Genomic DNA, 18,330 nt, shown 5'->3' with positions numbered 1-18,330 from the left:
GGCCCGTCTGGCGCATGGAGGAGGCGCTGGCCGCCCTCCACGAGACGCTCGCCCGCGCCGCCGCGACGGCGCTCTTTCGCCCCGGCATCCTCCGTCCCGCCTTCGATGCCCGGCAGGCCGGGGCCTTCGTCGAAGCCGCCGCCGAGCATCCCCGTCACGCGCGGTGGCTCGCCCCCGAAGCGGTGCGCAAACGGTTCCCCGTCGTCGCCGCGCCCGAGGGCGGGCTCTACCTCCCCACCGGCGGCGCGCTCGCCGTGCCCGCCTTCGTCGAGGCCCTGCTCGCCGCGGCGGCCCGGAACGGCGCCGTGGTCCGCACCGGTGCGCGCGTGACGAGGTGGGGCGAGGCACACGACCACGCCTTCGTCACGTACCACGAGGGCGGAGCAACCGTGCGCCGGACGGCCGGGCGCGTGCTTCTGGCCCTCGGGGCGGACTATCCCCGCTTCCCCGAGCTCGCCCGGCTCCACCTCCACGCCGTCAAGGGCCAGATCGTTCGCGTGGAGATCCCCGGCGAGCCCCTCGACGCGCTCCCCCATCTCTCCGGCCGCGGATACGTGGTCCGCGAGGACCGGACGCTCGTCGTCGGCAGTTCCTTCGAGCACCGGTTCACCGACCGCCGGCCCTCGCCCGAACAGACGGCGGCGATCCTCACGAAAGCCTCCGCGATGCTCCCGCCGCTCCGCCAGGCCCGTGTGCTCGAAGCGCGCGCAGGCGTGCGGGTGGGCGTGCCGGGCACGCGCCTGCCCATGATCGGGCCGCTTCCCGGCCGCCGCCGCGTGTGGGTCTTCACCGGCCTCGGCTCGAAAGGGCTGCTCATGGCCCCCCTCCTCGCCGCCGACCTCCCGCGCTTCCTCGACCGCCCCGAGACCGTCCCGCCCCGCATCCGCGTGCGCCCGTGACCCGCGTTTACGAACCCCGTCGCCCACACTTTCGCTCCTCCCTCCATTCTTTCCCGTGGAATTTTGGCAAATCGGGTGAGGATCCTTTACCTTTTTCATAGTTTGACGACACCCCGAAGAGCCGTCGTACGCATCGCGGGCCGCGGCTCTTCGGGGGCGTTCACAACCCCGACACTTGCGCGGGCCTCCTCGTCCTTCGTCCGGACGAGCACGCTTCGTTTCGTATCTTTATCCGGCACGCGCCGCCGGCATCCGAGACAACTTTTCAATGGAGGTTTGAAATCATGGCTGAAGTGACCGCAACCTACATCGCCGACATCCTCGGGGACGAGGCCGGCTATCTGCTCGACCACAAGTGCACGACCATCCCGAAGGAGAACCTGTACCTGCCCGGCCCCGACTTCGTGGACCGCGTCTTCCTCGACTCGGACCGCTCGCCTCAGGTGATCCGATCGCTTCAGACGATCTTCAATCACGGTCGGCTCGGCGGCACCGGATACGTCTCCATCCTCCCCGTCGACCAGGGCATCGAGCATTCCGCAGGCGCCTCTTTTGCCAAAAACCCGATGTACTTCGACCCGGAAAACATCGTCCGGCTCGCCATCGAGGGCGGCTGCAATGCGGTCGCTTCGACGTACGGCGCACTCGGATCCGTGGCGCGGAAATACGCCCACAAGATCCCCTTTATCCTCAAGATCAATCACAACGAGCTGCTCACGTATCCGAACACGTACGACCAGATCATGTTTGCCCGCGTCGAGGATGCGTGGAACATGGGCTGCGTCGCCGTCGGCGCGACGATCTACTTCGGGTCGGAGCAGTCGGACCGGCAGATTCAGGAAGTGTCCGAAGCCTTCGCCCACGCCCATGAACTCGGCATGGGAACGATCCTGTGGTGCTATCTCCGCAATTCCGCTTTCAAGGTCGACGGCGTCAACCACGAGTCGAGCGCCGACCTGACGGGACAGGCCAACCACATCGGCGCGACCATCGAGGCCGACATCCTCAAGCAGAAGCAACCCACGCAGAACGGCGGCTACAAGGCGCTCAACGCCAACGGCCGGAGCTTCGGCAAGTACGACGAGCGTATGTACACCGAGCTCGCCACCGACCACCCGATCGACCTGACGCGCTATCAGGTAGCCAACGGCTACATGGGCCGCATCGGGCTGATCAACTCCGGCGGCGCTTCCGGCAAGAACGACCTCCAGCAGGCCGTCAAGACCGCCGTGATCAACAAACGCGCGGGCGGCATGGGTCTGATCTCGGGCCGCAAAGCCTTCCAACGACCGATGAAAGAGGGCATCGAGATTCTGAATGCCATCCAGAACGTCTACCTGAGCGCCGACGTCACCGTCGCCTGACGCATCGAGGCGTTTCCGCGTCCCCGAATCGAGGGCGCGCGTCCCTTGCGGCGCGCGCCCTTTTTCGTTCGAACCGGATCGAGGCGCAGCTCATGCACGGTTTTCGAAACCTGCCGCACCGTCCTTTCGTCTTCGTCAGAGCCATGCGGTGTTTTCATCCTCAACGATCGACCTCCCTCAACCATGTCCGATAAAACCGCCCACGAAGCGCCCGTCACACAGGAGAAAGAACCGGCGTCGCAGCCCACTTCGGCAGCCGCCGAGACCCTTCTGGAACGATACACCGCGCACTTCCCCGCCTGGGCGAAAGAGTTCGCGCGCCGGTATTTCACCAAGACGCTCACCCAGTTCATCCTCTACGGCAACGTCCGCGACCTCGTCCCCACGCTCGACGATCAGGGCCGCCCGACCTACGTCTCGCTCCGCGAGTTCGTCCGAACCGAGCTTTTCGCCGCACGAGACATCGTGCTCTTCTACGACCGTTCGAGCGGCATCCACTTCGCCGACCAGGCTTCGCAGAAGGACTTCAACCGGGCGCTCTCCGGATACGACACGATTTTCGGGACGGAATACGTGAAGAAGCTGCCGAAAGACCCGGTGCGGGTGCTCTCGGTGCTGGAGAACTATTTCCGCATCCGACTGGCCGAAGGCAAACGCATCGCCTGCATCATCGACTATGCCGAGACGGTCGTGCCGATGGCCGAAGCGTCGATGTATACGGCCGAGGACCGCAACGCGCTCGTCTTCCTCCAGAAGTGGTCGCACGACGCGCTTTTCATGGAGAGCGATTTCACGGTGGTGCTGATTACGGAGAACCTGATCGCGCTCAACCAGCAGCTCGTCCAGAGTCCGTACACGGCCGAGATCCAGATCCCCATCCCGGACGAAGCGTCCCGTCGCGCCTTCGTCGAGTGGTACGTCGACGGTCGCAAGGAGACCTTCACGCAGCACTCGGAGGTCTCGGTCCGGGCGCTCGCGCAAAACACCGCCGGGCTCAGTTTTATCCAGCTCCGCACCATCCTCGCCGACGTGCTCGAGAACCGGTCCGAACTGACGTTCGATCTGCTCTCGGCGCTCAAGAAAGAGTTCATCGAGGCGGAGGCCTATGGCATGCTCGAGTTCGTGGAGACGGATTGGAACCTCGACATGGTGGCCGGGCACGAGGAGGCAAAGACCCACCTGCGGCACGCCGCCCACGCGCTCAAGAACGGTCGCCCGGACGTGCTCCCGATGGGCTATCTCGTCAGCGGTCCGGTGGGCACCGGCAAGACCTTCATGATCACGTGCTTCTCGGGCGAGATCGGCATCCCTATGGTGAAGTTGAAAAACTTCCGCTCACAGTGGCAGGGACAGACCGAGGGCAACCTGGAAAAAATCCTCACGCTGCTCGAAGCGATGACCCCGGTGGCCGTCATGATCGACGAAGCCGACGCCGCGCTGGGCAACCGGGACGCCGAGGGCGATTCCGGCGTCTCGAAGCGCGTCTTCGGGCAGATCGCCTCGTTCATGAGCAACTCGAAGCACCGGGGCCGCATCATCTTCTTCCTCGTCACGGCCCGCCCCGACCTCATGCCCGTCGACCTGAAGCGCCAGGGACGCGCCGAGGAACACCTGGCCCTGTTCTATCCCTCCACACGTGAGAGCCGGGAAGAGTTGCTCCAGGTGATGATGCGCCGGACGGGCATCGACCTGCCGATGGAAGCCATCCCGGAGGCGCTCCTCAACGGCGAACGCACCTTCAGCGGCGCGGACATGGAAGCGCTCATGACCCGCGCCAAGTTCCGGGCCGCCGCCGAGAACAGCCCCGTCACCAGCGATATCCTCCGGCAGACGGTGGACGATTTTATCCCGCCCACCTACCCGCTCGAAGTGGAGCTTCAGACGCTCACCGCCGTGCTCGAATGCACCAGCCGGGCACTGCTCCCCGAGAAGTACCGCGCCATGGACCGGGAAACCATCGTGCGCCGCATCGAAGCCCTTCGGAAGCTCCTCTGATCCCGCCTGTGCCCTCCCCCTTGCCAGGGAGGTGTCCGCCAAAGAAGGGAGAGGCGTCCCCGGCAATCCTCGACCTTGACCGAAAAACGGGACCTACCCCTACGCGACATACGCCGAGACGTGCAACTGGTCATGCGCCCCCCTAACGCGTGCTAAGCGTGATAAAAGCCCCCCTCATTTCTTCCGAATGATCACGCTCTTTGCGAATCCGCGCCGCCCATACTTTAGCGTACCTCTTAAAAAACATGAGGTAATGCTTCTGCATCAAAAAAGAGCGCGCGACGCCGGCAACGGCATCACGCGCTCTTCCGGAAGAACTAAAGACGGATCCACTCTTGTGTGGTGGGAGTGGGTGTCTGCAGATCCGTCTTATTTTTTGCGCTTCCTGGACATAGCCTCCCTTGCGCTGAGCAAATCGATGTAGAGATCGTAGCTGATCAGAACGGCGTACGGCTCGTTGTTCTTCTGAATCAGAATCCCCCGATCGATTTCTTTCGCATGCTCAACAAGTTCAGAGGTCTTGGAGCGCAGTTCAGTGATGGTGGCGACTGCTTCGATACCTTTGGTGCTGTACATGGGAGTTGGGGTTGATTAGGTTTTATGAACGAAATGCAAACAGAAACAATATACACAGGTTCCAAACAACTTTCTCTTTCAAAACCCTCAAAAGTGTTAAGTTCAAACAGAAATGTGTTTCAAAATTATCCTGTCTGCCTAGATTTGATTAATTAACCCGCCCACTCTAACGGAAATTTCACAATAAAATACCTATTATCCCGGTGTTTAGCCGCCACAAATCCCTTGACTCCCCGCATCCTCGGGCAACGTTCAATGCAACTCTGTAAAGTGACGGGCACCATCGTAGCCACCCGGAAAGACGAACGGTTTCGCCCCACGAAGCTGCTCATCGTCCACCCCGTCGATGCCGCGGGTGCGCTGAAGGGACAGCAAGACATGCTTGCGCTCGACCCCGGCTACGGCGCAGGGATGAGCGATTTCGTGCTCGTGGCGCGCGAGGGCGCCGTCGTCGAGCAATTGCTCGGCGGCGCGGCGCCGGCCAACGTGATCGTGCTCGGCGTGGTGGACGACTGGTCGTACGATGCATGAAGGCGAACCGCCCGGTTCATCGCACGAGCACCATCGTGCGCGACTGGACGCCGTCCGACGTTTCGAGGCGATAGAAATACGTGCCGCTCGGCAGCCCTTCGGCGTCGAAAGAGAGGGCATACGAGCCGGCGGGGCGGAGACCGTCGGCGAGCGTTCGGACGAGCCGCCCCTGCACGTCGAAGACCTGAAGCCGCACGGGGGCGGTCCGGGCGAGGGTAAAGGAGATGGTCGTACTCGGATGGAAGGGGTTCGGGTAGTTTTGTTCGAGCGTGATCGTCTGCGGGAGGGGTTCCGGCTCCGGCGTCGTGCTCGTCGCGAGGGGCGCGCTCACGAACGGCACCGTCTCAAACGGCTGCCCCAGCACCCCGGCAACCGTATTCGGAGCCATGCCGAACCAGTCCTGCAAAACGGTGGCATAGGCGCTCCGGAAGTCGATCTCATACCGGATGTTTCCCGTCTCGTCGGGTTCGCTCAGGTCCGGCGCGCTTCCGTAGAGTCCGCCGTTGAGCCCGTCGCCGAAGAGGAGCATCGGCGCGGCGGTGCCGTGGTCCGTGCCGCCGGAGCCGTTCTGGCTGATGCGCCGTCCGAACTCGGAGAAGGTCATGACGAGCACGCGGTCCGTCAGCCCGTCGGCGGCGAGGTCGGCGTAGAATGCCTCCACGGCTTCGGCGAGGTTGCGCAGGAGCGTCCCCTGCGTGGCGAGTTGGTTCGCGTGCGTGTCGAAGCTGCCGAGCGAGGCGGTATAGATCCGCGCCCCGAGCTGCCCCTTGATGAGTTGCGCCGTCACGGCGAGGCTGCCGGCGAGCGGGTTATTCGCAGGATACTCGACCGTGTTGCCCGCCTGGTTCGCCGCCTCCTGAATGACGCTCGCGTACTTGAACGAATCGTTGGCGACCGTACGCACGAAGGCCATCTCGGCTCCGTACGTCGTCGCCGGGACGTCGCCGGTGTCATAGAGCAGCCCGGTCTCGGCGATGCGCTCGAAAAGCTCGACGCTCAGGAGCGACATACCCATGTTGGCCGAAGGTCCCTGAAACAGCAGCGGCGAGCCGCCGCCGATCTGGACGGCGAGCGGGTACTCGGGCGGCGCTTCTTCGAAGTTCGGGAAGGCGGCGTCGAGGTATCGCCCGGCCCACCCGGTCGTCTCCACCACGTCGCTGTCGCTGGCCGAGGCCCAGATGTCCGTCGAGCGAAAGTGCGAGAGGACGGGATCGGGGTAGCCGACGTTCTGGAGCACGGCCATGTGTCCCTCGCCGAAGAGCGGGGCGAGCGCCTCGAACGAAGGATGCATGCCGAGGTCGCCGCTCAGAGGGAGCACCTCCGCCTTCGGAATGGCGATGCTCGGGCGGGCATTATAGTAGAGATCGTCGTTGAAAGGGATGATGGTGTTCAGCCCGTCGTTGCCGCCGCTGAGTTGGATGAGCACGAGGACGCGATCCGTCTCCAGGCTTCGGAGTTCCGAGAGCAAGGGCGAGCGCGCAAACGTCTTCACCGGCGTCCCGCCGAGGAGGAACGCGCCGCCCGCCGCCGCCAGGCCGAGCCCCCTCAAGAAATCGCGACGGGACCAGCGGCGGTGTTCTTCGGTGTGGGCCGGGCCGTGTTCGAGGCGGCTTCCGTACCGGAGCGCGCGGGAGGCGAGGGTATGAGCGTCACACATGATCGTTCGGGAAGACGTGGTTCGTGGAAAGGCGGCGCTCGGAGAAAACGCCGGGACATCGGGGGGACGTCAGGTCAAATGAAACTCGGGGAACTGCATGAGATACCGGACGAACCCGAGCAGGCGATTGTTGGCGTCGTTGCTCGAGAGCGTCCACTCATACCAGGGAATGCCTGCGAGGAAGACCATCGCCAGGTTCTTCATGTGCGGCGTATCGAGCACCTCGTCCGGGATCGGGTTGGCCTCGAGGTTGCCCACGAACTCGCCGTCCACCTCGCCGATGTCGAGCATTTCGACGGGGACGGGCAGGAGGTGCTCGGCGAGCGCGGTGGGCAGGTAGACGCCCGCGTACGGATCGGCCGCGTCGTACACCTCGGCGGCCAGGGTCGTCAGGTCGAGCGGTTGCGCCCCGCCGTCGCCGTAGAGCATCACGTCCTGCACGATCCACCGGATGGGCAGCGTAGTCGTCGTGAGCCAGTTGTGATGTCCGGGCCAGCCCGCCACGTTCGGCGGATCGAGCACCCATTGCCCCATGAAGAACCCCGCGCGGGGCATCAGCTCGAGCAACGACTCCGACGGCTCGGCCTTCGTCTCGAGGAGCAGCCCCGTCATCAACTCCGCCGGGCTTTTGACGCGCGCGCCGATGACCTGTTCGTCGAAGAAATGCGCGCTCTTGAGCAGGGCCCGCATCACCGGCGCGAGCTCGAAGTCGTTCTCGAGGAAGACCGTCGCGAGCTCGTCCACGAGCGCTTCGTCCGGCGCGGCATAGACGAATTCCTCGTACAATTTCCGGCAGATGAAGTGCGCGACGGCCTCGGCGCGTTCCTCGAAAATGATCTCCACGACGTCGTCATACCCGAAAGCGCCGGTGCGTCCCATGAAGGATTTCTCGCCGCCGTCGTGAAGGAAGAAGAGGAAATACACCTGAAGCGAGAAGTAGTCCACCACCCACCCCGTCAGCGCACGGGCGATTTCCTGAATGTCTTCCTGGGTATAGTTCTCCTGCCCGAGCTGATCGTATTGTCCCATCGTAAAGAGTTCGAGCAACTCTCGGGCGTAATTCTCATTGGGCGCGCCGAACGCATTGACGTTTCCGTTGAGGTAAATGAGCATGGCCGGATCGATGCCGACCTCGTAGACGAACTGTTGAAAATTGCCGAGCGCGTGCGTGCGGAGGAGCGTCAGATACCGATGCGCGAAGGGAGCAAGGGCATATGCCTGCGTGGCGGTGACGAAGTGGTCGTGCCAGAAGAGGGTCATCCGCTCGCGCAGTCCGCCGTCGATCATCTCGCGGAACCAGTCGGAGCGATACTGCCTGAGCCACATCGCGTTGTCCTCGAAGTATGCCTGAAAGGCCTCTTCGGAGGAGCCGCGCGGGGGCGGAGGCGTTTCGGCCCATGAGGGCGGTTCGGGAAGCGGGCGCGCGAGCGCTTCGTCGACGAGTTCATCGACCACCTCGTCGGCGGTGCGCCCGGTGAAGTCGGCCACCCGATCCGGGGCGGCGCCGAAGCACGCGCGCCGGAGCAGATGCGCCGCCCTTCGGGCGTCGAGCGGAGCGGTGTAGGGTTCGAGCCCGGCCTCGATGCTCAGCGGCGCGAGCGGCCCGGCGGTGATCGCCGAGGCCTCGGGCGCGGCCGCGCGGGCGGCGACGGGGGCGGGCATCTCCGGCGCAGACATCCCCGGCGGAGGCATGAACCGCCGCAAAAAGGCGCGGCGATCCTCACTGGTCATCGGCTCCATAGACGCAGACGATTTTTTGGGCGAGGTTCGGAAACGGAAGCGGGAAAGGGGGCACGAAGGGAGGGACGATTATCGAGCTTCCTCCATCGGCCCGTGACAAGGGTATCGGTTCAAGGCGGATCCGGGTAAAACCACCGCGGAGCCTTCTCTCCGGAGTGCACCGGGCGCGTTCTTTCATTTGGTCGCACGGAACGGCGGCGCATATGACGGCCCCCTGCTTTTCGGTCTCACCGAATGCCCGCCGACCCTTTGCACCCTTCCTCCTCCCTGAGTACCTTGCTCCGGTTTCGCAACGTGCGACCTCGATCCAGACGGGCCTCCGAACCAGCCGCAACGAAAAGTCATCCCGGCATGAACCCTCTTCCGAAACTCATTCCCGTCCTCGTCCTCGCATTCTTTCTCGTGCCGGACGGTTTCGCACAGACCGTCGGTCCGGCGCACGGGACGCTCCTGCTCGCCGGCGGGGGCGTGCGCGATCCGGCCATTTACGAGCGCTTCATCGCGCTCGCGGGCGGTCCGGACGCTCCGATCGTCGTCATCCCCACAGCCGGCGGCGCGAGCGACTACGGCCCGGAATGGCCCGGCACGCGCGTCTTCGAGCGCGCCGGGGCGACCCACGTCACCGTCCTCCACACGTATGATCCCGCGGTGGCCGACACCGACGCCTTCGTCGCGCCGCTTCGAACGGCGCGCGGCGTGTGGTTCACCGGCGGACGACAATGGCGGCTCGCCGACGCCTATCTCGGCACGAAGGTGCACGAGGAACTGTGGCGGCTCCTCGCACGCGGCGGCGTCATCGGAGGCTCGTCGGCGGGGGCGACCATCCAGGGCTCATACCTCGCCCGCGGCGACACGCAGACGAACACCGTCATGATGGGCGATCATGAAGAGGGCCTCGGCTTTCTCAAAAACACCGCCGTCGATCAGCACGTGCTCCGCCGAAACCGGCACTTCGACCTCCTCGAGATCATCGAAGCCCGTCCCGAACTTCTCGGGCTCGGGCTTGACGAAGACACGGCCATCGTCGTGCGCGGGGACCACTTCGAGGTCATCGGCCGGCATTACGTGGCCGTCTATGACCACGCACGGATGCTCGACTCCGGCGGCCCTTTCTATTTCCTCGCCCCCGGCGACACGTTCGACCTCGCCACGCGCACCGCCTATCGTCCCGGCGAAGACGGAACCCCCGCGCCCTTCGACCGGGTCGTCGACCATCCGTGGCCGAACCATTGACCCCCGCGCCCCTTCCTTACCCACATCCCATAGACCTCCCGACCATGAGCACCCCCGAATCCCTTGGCACGACCTATCTGACGGAGACCCTCAAGCGTTTTCACGGGCTCAAGGACCTTGCCGACCGCGCGACGGCCCAGGTCTCCGAGGCGGACCGCTTCGCCACGCTTCACGAGGACGACAACAGCATTGCCGTCATCATGAAGCACCTCGCGGGCAACATGCGCTCGCGATGGACCGACTTCCTCACCTCCGACGGCGAGAAACCCGACCGTCACCGGGACACCGAGTTCGAGCTTTACGAGGAAGATGACGCCGAGGCGCTCGCGGCCCGGTGGGAAGCCGGATGGCGGCTTCTCTTCGACGCGCTCGAGCCCCTCACCGAAGCCGACCTCCTCCGCACCGTCACCATCCGGGGCGAGCCGCACACCGTCCTCGCGGCCATTCAGCGCCAGCTGGCCCACTATGCCTATCACGTCGGGCAGATCGTGATGCTCGCCCGCCACTTCGCCGGCGACGGCTGGGAGTCCCTGACCATTCCAAAAGGGCAGTCGGAAACGTTCAACGCCAGCATGCGCTATAAACCGAAATTCTAAAAACGCCTGGAGCGAGCTTATGAAAATCATCCATACACGCGACGCCCCGGCGCCGGCCGGACACTATGCGCAAGCCGTCGTTCACGGCGGGCTCGTGTACGTCTCCGGGCAGCTTCCCATCGACCCGCACGCCGAAGAACTGACGGTGGGCGACATCGAGACGCAGACCCGGCAGGCGCTTCGAAACGTCGAAGCCATCCTGAAGGCCGCGGGCAGCGATCTCGGCCATCTCCTGCAAGTGACGATCTACCTCTCCGACGAGGCGCTGTGGGAACGGGTCAACGCCGTCTATGCGCACGTGATGGGCGAGCATCGCCCGGCCCGCGCCGTGGTGCCGACGAAGGAGCTTCATTACGGTTTTCAGATCGAGATACAGGCCGTCGCCGCCGTTCCCGGATGAACCCTCGGTCGGGCCCGCCTGTAAGCCTGGCCGACAGGCGCGCTTGCGCCTGACGCCGGAGACTCCGATTTTCCGGCGACCCCTTCCGTTTTCCCAGGCTCCGCAGGCTCATGGATACGCCCCGGATGCGTCCGCGCTTCGAGATCGTCGCCGCGCGCGCCCCCGCCGAGGTGCTCGCCCGCCTCCGCGATCAACTCGACCGAACCGACTGCCCGTGCAGCGGGCAGATCGCGGGCAAGCACGTGCACCTGCGCGTGGACGAAAAGGACCGACGGCTGTGGTCACCGCACCTCGACGTGGACGTGGAACCGTACGATGGCGGCTCGCTCCTCCGCGGACACTTCGGCCCCCACCCCGACGTGTGGACGTTCTTCGTGGCGCTCTATGCCGTGCTCGCCTTCTCCGCGATGGTGGGGCTGCTCTTCGGCGCTTCGCAATGGATGCTCGGCACCCCGCCCACCGCTTTCTGGGCGGTTCCGGCGACGCTGGCGCTGGCCGCCGTCATCTACGGACTCGCTCTGCTCGGCCAGCGCCTCAGCCAGGATCACATGCGCCGCCTTCGCTCGTTCGTCGAAAAAGCCGCCGAAACATGAGGCGGAATTTAAAAAGTATATTTTGATTTTGTCTTTTCCTTTCCGTATTCATGGGTTCATGAGATCACCCATCCACCCGATGACGGCTCACCCACCTCGTGCCCAATCATTTCCGGGAGAAGTTCTCTTCATTGTCGACAACCCATTTTTCAAAAACCGCAGACAACGTCTTTCCCACGCAGGCGGGAAACTACGCTCACCGAGGTAATCCCGTGTGACGCCCGGAAATGGATCTCCGATCGGGGTCGGGAATGACTTTTTTCAACGATTATTGCGGAAGTGAACGGTAGCGCCGGGCGACAGCATGAAGGTCTCGCCCTTGCCGTTTCTGAGCCCTTGCTCCCATACAGAGCATCCATCCGGGATGTCCAGCGCTGTTTCTCATCCCGCATCCATGAATCCGACCGCCATGTTCTCGTGAGGCGGCGCGCACACGGCCAACCTTCGCGACGCCCTGGCGGACACGGCCAAATGCGATCCATCCCCTCTTCCTTCAGCCCGATGTTTTCCCCAAAGTGCTTTCGCCTTCCGAAGCGCGCGCGAGGAGGCAGCTCCGTTTCCCGGCAGTCGTTCTTCCTCCTTCAGCGACTCGAGGCGGCGTCACGATCACCTGTTTTCGGAGGCCCTCGTATGACCCGATCTCCTTCCGCACCGGCGCGACCCCGTGCTTTCCTGCCGGGCGTCGCCTTCCTCTTCGCAGCCTTCCTCGGCTCTCTTCTCGGCTGCGCCGATCAGCCGTTCTTCTCTCCGCTCAACCCCTCCGATGAAGCGGGCGGATCCGCGCGGAGCGCCATCCCCTCGACGGGCCTCATCCCCCTCATCGACATGGCCGACACCACGTACTTCGGCTTCACGGGCGGCCTCTACCCCGACGGCTCGAACACGATGCCCGATGCGCACCTCGAAGCCGGAATGGCCCACATGGCCGAGATCCAGCCGCTCGACCCGGCGGGCGCCCCGGACCCCGTCAACGGGAAATACGTGCTGCTCTCCATCGGTATGTCGCAGGCCGCCGAGGCGTTTTGTGAACGGGAGATCCTCACCGACATCTGCACCGACTGGTCGTTCATGGAAAAAGCCGCGGCGGATCCGGCGGTGAACCATTCCACGCTCGCGATCATCAACGGAGCCGACGGCGGCGGCAACTCCAAAGCCTGGGATCAGGTGACCGACCCCGAATACGACGAGATCCGCGACGTGCACCTGGCGCCGCTGGGTCTGACGGAAGCGCAGGTGCAGATCGTCTGGCTAAAGACGGCCAACAACAACGGTTCCGACCACCCCTCCCTCCCCGACCCGGAGGCGAACGTGTACCAGCAGATGAAGTATATGGGCGATATCCTGCGCACGCTCAAGATCCGGTATCCCCACCTGAAGATGGCCTTTCTGTCGAGCCGGAGCTATGGCGGATATGCCAGCCTCACGGCCAATTCTCCCGAACCCTATGCATACGAAAACGGCTGGGGGATCAAGTGGACCATCGAAGCCCAGATCAACCAGATGGCCACCGGCGTGATCGACCCGCAGACCGGGACTCTCGATTACGACTCCGTCGCGCCGTGGATCGGGTGGGGGCCATACTGGTGGGCCGACGGAGAACTCCCGCGCTCGGACGGCCTCTCGTGGCCCCGGGATCACTTTGACGAGGGCGGCGGACACCTCTCCCGGAAAGGAGAAGATCAGGAAGCCGGTCTCCTCATGGACTTCTTCTCCACCTCGCCGCTCACGACGCCGTGGTTCCTCGCGGCTTCGCCTGAAGTCGCCGTCGCGCTCACGACGCGCGACGACCCCATCGCAATCCCCCCCGAGGGCGGCTCATTCCAGTTCCGCGTCATGGTCGAGAACCTCACCTCGGCCACGCTCGACGTTCAGTATTGGACCATGATGACGAAACCCGATGGAGGAGAGAAGTTCGGGATCGACGCGGTGGACGTGTCGCTCGCGCCCGGCGAGAGCGTGCTCCCCCGACATACACAGGCCCTCCCCGGCAATGCCGATGCGGGCGATTACGTCTATTACGCCTATGCCGGCACGTATCCCGACGTCATCCTCGCCGCCGACAGCCTCACGTTCGTCAAACTCGAATAGGGGATCGATCAGATCTCCACACGGAACGCGTCGTCGGCGCGGACGGAACGGGCGAAGGCCGTCAGCAGACGGATGCATCGCTCCACGTCGTCGAGGTCCACCATCTCGATGGGCGAGTGCATGTAGCGCATCGGCAGGGAGACGAGCGCGCTCGGCACGCCTGCGCGGGAGACGTACACGTCGTCCGTGTCGGTGCCGGTGTACCGGGACGAGGCTTCGTGCTGAAGCGGGATCTCCTCGGCTTCGGCCACGGCGATGAGCCGCTCGACCACCTTCGGATGGTTCGCCGTGCCGTGCGTGACCGTGGGGCCGCCGCCGAGGATCACCGCTCCGTGCTTCGCCTTCTCGATGGCCGGCGAGTCGGTGGCATGCGTCACGTCGAGGACGACGGCCACGTCGGGCCGGAGGCGGTACGTGACCATGCGGGCGCCGTTGCCGCCGATCTCCTCCTGAACGGCATTGACCGCATACACCGTCGCGGCGGGCGGCATACTTTCGGCGAGGCGGGCGAGCACGCGGGCGATGATGAAGCCGCCGATGCGGTTGTCGAGCGCCCGACCGATGAGCCGCGCCGACGTCAGTTCCTCGGCCGACCCGGCATAGACGGCCGGATGCCCCACCCGCAGGCCCCACTCGGCCACCTCCGCCCGGCTCTTCGCCCCGATGTCGATGAAAAGCTCGTGCCATTCGGGCGCTTTCTCGTCCTTCGAGTCCCGGAGATGAATGGCCGTATTGCCGATGACGCCGTGCACCTCGCCCCGGTCGCCGAGGATGCGGACGCGCCGCCCCCGCGCGATGGCCCGGTCGGAGCCGCCGATGCGGACGATGCGGAGGAAGCCTTCGTCCGTGACGTGGTTGATCATGAAGCCGATCTCGTCGGCGTGGGCTTCGAGCATGAGGCGGGGCGCGTCGGCGGCGGTTCCGTGGAGCGTGGCCCACGTATTGCCGTAAGGGTCGCTCTCGACGGCGTCGGCGAAAGCGCGCACGTGCCCGGCCCACACACGCTGACCGGCCGCCTCGAAACCGGAAGGGCTCGGGGTATCTAAAAGCTCGAAGAGGAAGGCCTTTTCGGAATCATGCATGGGAATTGGGGGGGCATTGTATGAAGGAAAGGTGCGGCGTATACTCAGAGGTTGTTCGCGGCCCACAAAAATAGGGGTTCCATTCGAGAAGGTCATGCTTCATCTCCGCATTCGCTCCGTCTTCCTTTTCCTCACCGCGCTCCTGATCGGCGCGGCGCACGCGCAGCCCGCCGCCCCCCTCGTGGTGATGAACCTCGCCGCCCACCCCGACGACGAGGACGGGCGCACGCTCACGTATTACCGCCACGCCCGGAACGCCGTCGCCTACAGCGTCATCTTCACGCGGGGCGAGGGCGGACAGAACGAGATCGGGCCGGAGCTCTACGAGGCCCTCGGCGCGATCCGCACCGCCGAGACCGAACGGGCGGCCCGTCACCTCGGCACCCAGGTCTTCTTCCTCAATTTCTACGACTTCGGATATTCGAAGCACGCCGCCGAGGCCTTCGAGAAGTGGGGCGGGCGCGACCACGTGACGGCTCGCCTCGTCTACCTCATCCGAAAGCTCAAACCCGACGTCCTCTTCACGAACCACGACACCCTCACCGTCGGCCCCCGCCGGCAGCACGGGCAGCATCAGGCCGTCGGGATCGCGGGATACGACGCCTTCACGCTCGCCGCCGACCCGTCGTATCACCCCGAACAGCTCGAAGAGGAAGGGGTGGACCTGTGGCAACCGAAACGCCTTTTCTGGCGTCTGTGGCGCGGTCCGGCCGACGGCGCGTACGATGTGGCGCTGCCCGTGGGCGCGGTCGATCCCGAGACGGGCAAGCCCTACTATGAGCGCGCCGTCGCCGCCATCATGGAGCATGCCTCGCAGGGCATGGGACAGTTCGCGAGCCGCCTGCGGGGGGACACCACGTATTTCCGACTCATCCGCTCGGCCACCGACGCCCCGCTCGCCGCCGACGACCTCGCCGCGAACCTCCCGCCGAACCACGCCGCCCGCCCGGACCTCTCGTACCACATCGACGCCGGGCGCGTGCCCGCCCTCCCCGACGGCGCCTTCACCCTCGACGACGACGCGGCCGTGCCGGGTCAACGCGTCACGATCCGGTGGGACGCCGCCCCCCTCCCCGACCGCTCCGTGCGGTGGAAATTCTCCGGGGCCGTCGACACGACGCTCGTCCTCTCCGGCGAGGCGCCCGGAAGCGCCCGCCTCAGGATCCGGCCCGACGCCCTCCCGACGACGCCGAAGAAGGTGTATCAATATGAGCGTTTCCTCAACCATCCGCCCGTCGTCTATGCGCTCTATCGAGCGGATTCGGACACGCCCGTCGCGGCGGGCTATCTGCCGCTCGAAGTCGCGCCGCCGGTGTTCGTCGAAGCCGTGGACGACGTCGTGCGCCTCCGCCCCGGAGCGAACACGATCCCGCTGCGCATCCGCGTCTTCGACCCCGTGACCGAGCGCCTCACGCTCGAGGCCGCCGTCACGCGCGACGCCGACGGGGTCGTCGTGCACGAGACGCGGATCACGCTCACGTCCGACGCCGCCGGCCGCGCCGACACCAACCTCGCGCTCAACCTCCCCGACGAACTCGCCCACGGCGATTATACGATCACGCTCACGGCCCTCCCCGACGCCGCCGTGCGACCGCCCGAGCCCGCCCACGCGCAGCTTCAGGGGCGCGTCTTCGAGGCCGCCGTCGCGCCGGGGCTCCGGGTCGGCGTCGTGCGAAGCTATGACGACACGCTCGAAAAAGCCCTCGCCGAACTCGGCGTCTCGTACGTCATGCTCGACTCACTCGCCCTCGCCCACGGCGACTTCGACGACCTCCACACCATCGTCGTCGACATCCGCGCGTACCTCGTCCGCCCCGACCTCCGCGCCCACAATGCCCGCCTCCTCGATTGGGTCCGGCGCGGCGGACACCTCATCGTCAACTATCAGAAAACCTTCGAGTGGAACCCCGAGAACGCCGACCCCTTCGACCGGAGCCGGAAAAACCCCGGCAATTTCGCTCCGTACCCGATCCATCTCAGTCGCGACCGCGTCACGCGGGAGGACGCGCCCGTGACGGTGCTCCACCCCGAGTTGCCGCTCTTTCACGCGCCGAACGAGATCACCGGGGCGACGTGGGACGGATGGGCGCAGGAGCGCGGGCTGTATTTCCCCCGCGAATACGACCCGGCATACGTGGAACTCTTCGAGATGAACGATCCCGGTGAACCGCCGCTCCGGGGCTCCACGCTCCTCGCCCGATACGGCGAAGGGACGTACCTCTATACCGCGCTCGTGTGGTACCGGCAACTCAAGCGGTTCCATCCCGGCGTGTACGCGATGTTCGCCAACCTCGTCAGCCTGCCCCTCGTGGACGGACGCGCGGCGACGGGCGTTTCGGGGAAATGACTCACGCCGCCTCGACGGTCTCGCCTACGGTGTGGATCCAACCGCCGCCGAGCACGTCGTCGGCCTCATAGAGCACGAGCGCCTGCCCCGGCGTGAGGGCGCGACGCGGTTCGGCAAAGACGACCTCCATCTCGTCGTCGCCCGTCTGCCGCGCAAGGCATGGCGCGCCTTCGTCCTTGTACCGGATCTTCCCCACGGCGGGTCGCTCTTCCGAGAGATCGGGGTATTTGATGAGGTTGAGCCCGCGCGCCGTGAGGGTCTGCCGCATCAGCTCTTCGCGCGGCCCCACGGTGAGGGTGTTCGTCGCGGGGTCGATGTGGGTGACGTAGACGGGGAAGCCGAGCGCGAGGTCGAGCCCGTGACGCTGGCCGATGGTATAGTACGGATAGCCCCGGTGCCGCCCGACGACCGTTCCGTCCTTGCGGACGAAGTTCCCCTCGCCGATGCGCGCGTCGAGATCCGGCACGCGGTCGCGGAGGAAGCGGCGGTAGTCGTTGTCCGGGACGAAGCAGATCTCGTACGAGTCCGGCTTGTCGGCGACGCGGAGGAGGCCGAAGTCGGCGGCCATGCGTCGGATCTCGGGTTTCGTATACGTGCCGAGAGGGAACAGCGTGCGGGCGAAGTGTTTCTGGGCCACGCCCCACAGCGCATAGCTCTGATCCTTGTTCGCGTCGAGGCCGCGCATGAGCACGTGCCGCCCGAGGGCTTCATCGAAGCGGAGGCGCGCATAATGCCCCGTGGCGATGTGCGCGCATCCGAGCGCGTCGGCGCGGCGAAGGAGGGCCGCCCACTTGATGTGGGTATTGCACAGCACACACGGGTTCGGCGTGCGCCCGGCCAGATACTCTTCCGTGAAGCGCTCGATGACCCAGTCGCCGAACTCCTCGCGGATGTCGACGATGAAGTGCGTGAAGTCGTGCGCGAGCGCCACGGCGCGGGCGTCGTTCATCGACTCGAGCGTACAGCAGCCCACCTCCTTTCCGGAGCGTCCGCCGCTCGTCGCATAGTCCCACGTCTTCATCGTGATGCCGACGACCTCGTAGCCCTCTTCACGCAACAATACCGCCGCCACCGACGAATCGACGCCGCCGCTCATGGCTACGAGCACCCGTCCGTGCTTGCTCATCGTGTTCTGGGGAAAAGTGGTTGAAAGGCCCGGGTTTACGCGAAGTTCGGCTTCAACGGAAGGACGCGACGGGGCGTTCCGGGAAGATCCGGTTAACGGACGG

Annotated in this window: 15 protein-coding genes; 10 read left to right on the top strand and 5 right to left on the bottom strand. The window is 65.2% G+C overall.

The window, feature by feature from the left end; all coding sequences use genetic code 11:
- The 3 genes from AC1HIY_RS03065 to AC1HIY_RS03055 form a co-directional block, all read left to right on the top strand.
- Positions 1-899 (top strand): NAD(P)/FAD-dependent oxidoreductase (locus AC1HIY_RS03065; RefSeq protein ID WP_479575237.1); only part of this gene is annotated, 899 nt, incomplete at its 5' end.
- Positions 900-1,183: 284 nt separating this feature from the next.
- On the top strand, positions 1,184-2,263 hold the full coding sequence (locus tag AC1HIY_RS03060; RefSeq protein WP_479575236.1) for a class I fructose-bisphosphate aldolase: 1,080 nt from the start codon (positions 1,184-1,186) through the stop codon (positions 2,261-2,263).
- 183 nt (positions 2,264-2,446) lie between these two features.
- The gene (locus AC1HIY_RS03055) at positions 2,447-4,258 is read left to right on the top strand and encodes an ATP-binding protein (RefSeq protein WP_479575235.1); all 1,812 of its coding nucleotides are present in this window, start codon (positions 2,447-2,449) and stop codon (positions 4,256-4,258) included.
- A gap of 369 nt (positions 4,259-4,627) precedes the next feature.
- Here AC1HIY_RS03055 and AC1HIY_RS03050 read toward each other — a convergent pair whose 3' ends face one another.
- Complete coding sequence (locus AC1HIY_RS03050; RefSeq protein ID WP_479575234.1) at positions 4,628-4,834, bottom strand: type II toxin-antitoxin system Phd/YefM family antitoxin; 207 nt, start codon at positions 4,832-4,834, stop codon at positions 4,628-4,630.
- 255 nt (positions 4,835-5,089) lie between these two features.
- Between AC1HIY_RS03050 and AC1HIY_RS03045 the strand changes: the two genes are divergently transcribed.
- Positions 5,090-5,365 (top strand): EutN/CcmL family microcompartment protein, encoded by a 276-nt coding sequence (locus AC1HIY_RS03045; protein WP_479575233.1) that lies wholly within the window; start codon positions 5,090-5,092, stop codon positions 5,363-5,365.
- A 16-nt stretch (positions 5,366-5,381) separates the two neighbouring features.
- Here AC1HIY_RS03045 and AC1HIY_RS03040 read toward each other — a convergent pair whose 3' ends face one another.
- Positions 5,382-7,022, bottom strand: coding sequence for a DUF1501 domain-containing protein (locus AC1HIY_RS03040; RefSeq protein ID WP_479575232.1), 1,641 nt, complete (start codon positions 7,020-7,022; stop codon positions 5,382-5,384).
- Positions 7,023-7,091: 69 nt separating this feature from the next.
- Positions 7,092-8,762: a DUF1800 domain-containing protein gene (locus tag AC1HIY_RS03035; protein ID WP_479575231.1), complete on the bottom strand. Its 1,671-nt coding sequence runs from the start codon at positions 8,760-8,762 to the stop codon at positions 7,092-7,094.
- 351 nt (positions 8,763-9,113) lie between these two features.
- Between AC1HIY_RS03035 and AC1HIY_RS03030 the strand changes: the two genes are divergently transcribed.
- From AC1HIY_RS03030 to AC1HIY_RS03010, 5 genes are all read left to right on the top strand, one after another.
- On the top strand, positions 9,114-9,995 hold the full coding sequence (locus AC1HIY_RS03030) for a cyanophycinase (protein ID WP_479575230.1): 882 nt from the start codon (positions 9,114-9,116) through the stop codon (positions 9,993-9,995).
- Between the two features lie 44 nt (positions 9,996-10,039).
- On the top strand, positions 10,040-10,591 hold the full coding sequence (locus AC1HIY_RS03025; RefSeq protein ID WP_479575229.1) for a DUF1572 family protein: 552 nt from the start codon (positions 10,040-10,042) through the stop codon (positions 10,589-10,591).
- A gap of 19 nt (positions 10,592-10,610) precedes the next feature.
- Positions 10,611-10,991 (top strand): RidA family protein, encoded by a 381-nt coding sequence (locus tag AC1HIY_RS03020; protein ID WP_479575228.1) that lies wholly within the window; start codon positions 10,611-10,613, stop codon positions 10,989-10,991.
- Between the two features lie 110 nt (positions 10,992-11,101).
- A complete protein-coding gene (locus tag AC1HIY_RS03015) occupies positions 11,102-11,584 on the top strand; it encodes a hypothetical protein (RefSeq protein ID WP_479575227.1) in 483 nt (160 codons plus the stop codon).
- 630 nt (positions 11,585-12,214) lie between these two features.
- On the top strand, positions 12,215-13,672 hold the full coding sequence (locus AC1HIY_RS03010) for a hypothetical protein (protein ID WP_479575226.1): 1,458 nt from the start codon (positions 12,215-12,217) through the stop codon (positions 13,670-13,672).
- An 8-nt stretch (positions 13,673-13,680) separates the two neighbouring features.
- Here the strand turns inward: AC1HIY_RS03010 and AC1HIY_RS03005 are convergent, their stop codons facing one another.
- Complete coding sequence (locus AC1HIY_RS03005; RefSeq protein ID WP_479575225.1) at positions 13,681-14,754, bottom strand: M42 family metallopeptidase; 1,074 nt, start codon at positions 14,752-14,754, stop codon at positions 13,681-13,683.
- 94 nt (positions 14,755-14,848) lie between these two features.
- Here AC1HIY_RS03005 and AC1HIY_RS03000 point away from each other — a divergent pair, with 94 nt between their 5' ends.
- Entirely contained in the window at positions 14,849-17,101 is a 2,253-nt protein-coding gene (locus AC1HIY_RS03000; RefSeq protein ID WP_479575224.1) for a PIG-L deacetylase family protein, read from the top strand.
- A 1-nt stretch (position 17,102) separates the two neighbouring features.
- Here AC1HIY_RS03000 and mnmA read toward each other — a convergent pair whose 3' ends face one another.
- On the bottom strand, positions 17,103-18,227 hold the full coding sequence (gene mnmA, locus AC1HIY_RS02995) for a tRNA 2-thiouridine(34) synthase MnmA (protein WP_479575223.1): 1,125 nt from the start codon (positions 18,225-18,227) through the stop codon (positions 17,103-17,105).
- Positions 18,228-18,330: the final 103 nt, after the last annotated feature.

It is taken from the genome of Rhodocaloribacter sp., assembly GCF_056451265.1.
The sequence above is the reverse complement of the archived record's forward strand: the minus strand, read 5'-3'. Positions and strand labels throughout refer to the sequence as shown.

What these genes read in the sequence shown, in the direction of transcription:
- AC1HIY_RS03045 (WP_479575233.1), top strand. Translation starts at nt 5,090, where the DNA reads ATGCAACTCTGTAAAGTGACGGGCACCATCGTAGCCACCCGGAAAGAC.
- AC1HIY_RS03035 (WP_479575231.1), bottom strand. Translation starts at nt 8,762, where the DNA reads ATGGAGCCGATGACCAGTGAGGATCGCCGCGCCTTTTTGCGGCGGTTC.
- AC1HIY_RS03005 (WP_479575225.1), bottom strand. Translation starts at nt 14,754, where the DNA reads ATGCATGATTCCGAAAAGGCCTTCCTCTTCGAGCTTTTAGATACCCCG.
- AC1HIY_RS03030 (WP_479575230.1), top strand. Translation starts at nt 9,114, where the DNA reads ATGAACCCTCTTCCGAAACTCATTCCCGTCCTCGTCCTCGCATTCTTT.
- mnmA (WP_479575223.1), bottom strand. Translation starts at nt 18,227, where the DNA reads ATGAGCAAGCACGGACGGGTGCTCGTAGCCATGAGCGGCGGCGTCGAT.
- AC1HIY_RS03010 (WP_479575226.1), top strand. Translation starts at nt 12,215, where the DNA reads ATGACCCGATCTCCTTCCGCACCGGCGCGACCCCGTGCTTTCCTGCCG.
- AC1HIY_RS03050 (WP_479575234.1), bottom strand. Translation starts at nt 4,834, where the DNA reads ATGTACAGCACCAAAGGTATCGAAGCAGTCGCCACCATCACTGAACTG.
- AC1HIY_RS03055 (WP_479575235.1), top strand. Translation starts at nt 2,447, where the DNA reads ATGTCCGATAAAACCGCCCACGAAGCGCCCGTCACACAGGAGAAAGAA.
- AC1HIY_RS03060 (WP_479575236.1), top strand. Translation starts at nt 1,184, where the DNA reads ATGGCTGAAGTGACCGCAACCTACATCGCCGACATCCTCGGGGACGAG.
- AC1HIY_RS03040 (WP_479575232.1), bottom strand. Translation starts at nt 7,022, where the DNA reads ATGTGTGACGCTCATACCCTCGCCTCCCGCGCGCTCCGGTACGGAAGC.
- AC1HIY_RS03000 (WP_479575224.1), top strand. Translation starts at nt 14,849, where the DNA reads ATGCTTCATCTCCGCATTCGCTCCGTCTTCCTTTTCCTCACCGCGCTC.
- AC1HIY_RS03020 (WP_479575228.1), top strand. Translation starts at nt 10,611, where the DNA reads ATGAAAATCATCCATACACGCGACGCCCCGGCGCCGGCCGGACACTAT.
- AC1HIY_RS03015 (WP_479575227.1), top strand. Translation starts at nt 11,102, where the DNA reads ATGGATACGCCCCGGATGCGTCCGCGCTTCGAGATCGTCGCCGCGCGC.
- AC1HIY_RS03025 (WP_479575229.1), top strand. Translation starts at nt 10,040, where the DNA reads ATGAGCACCCCCGAATCCCTTGGCACGACCTATCTGACGGAGACCCTC.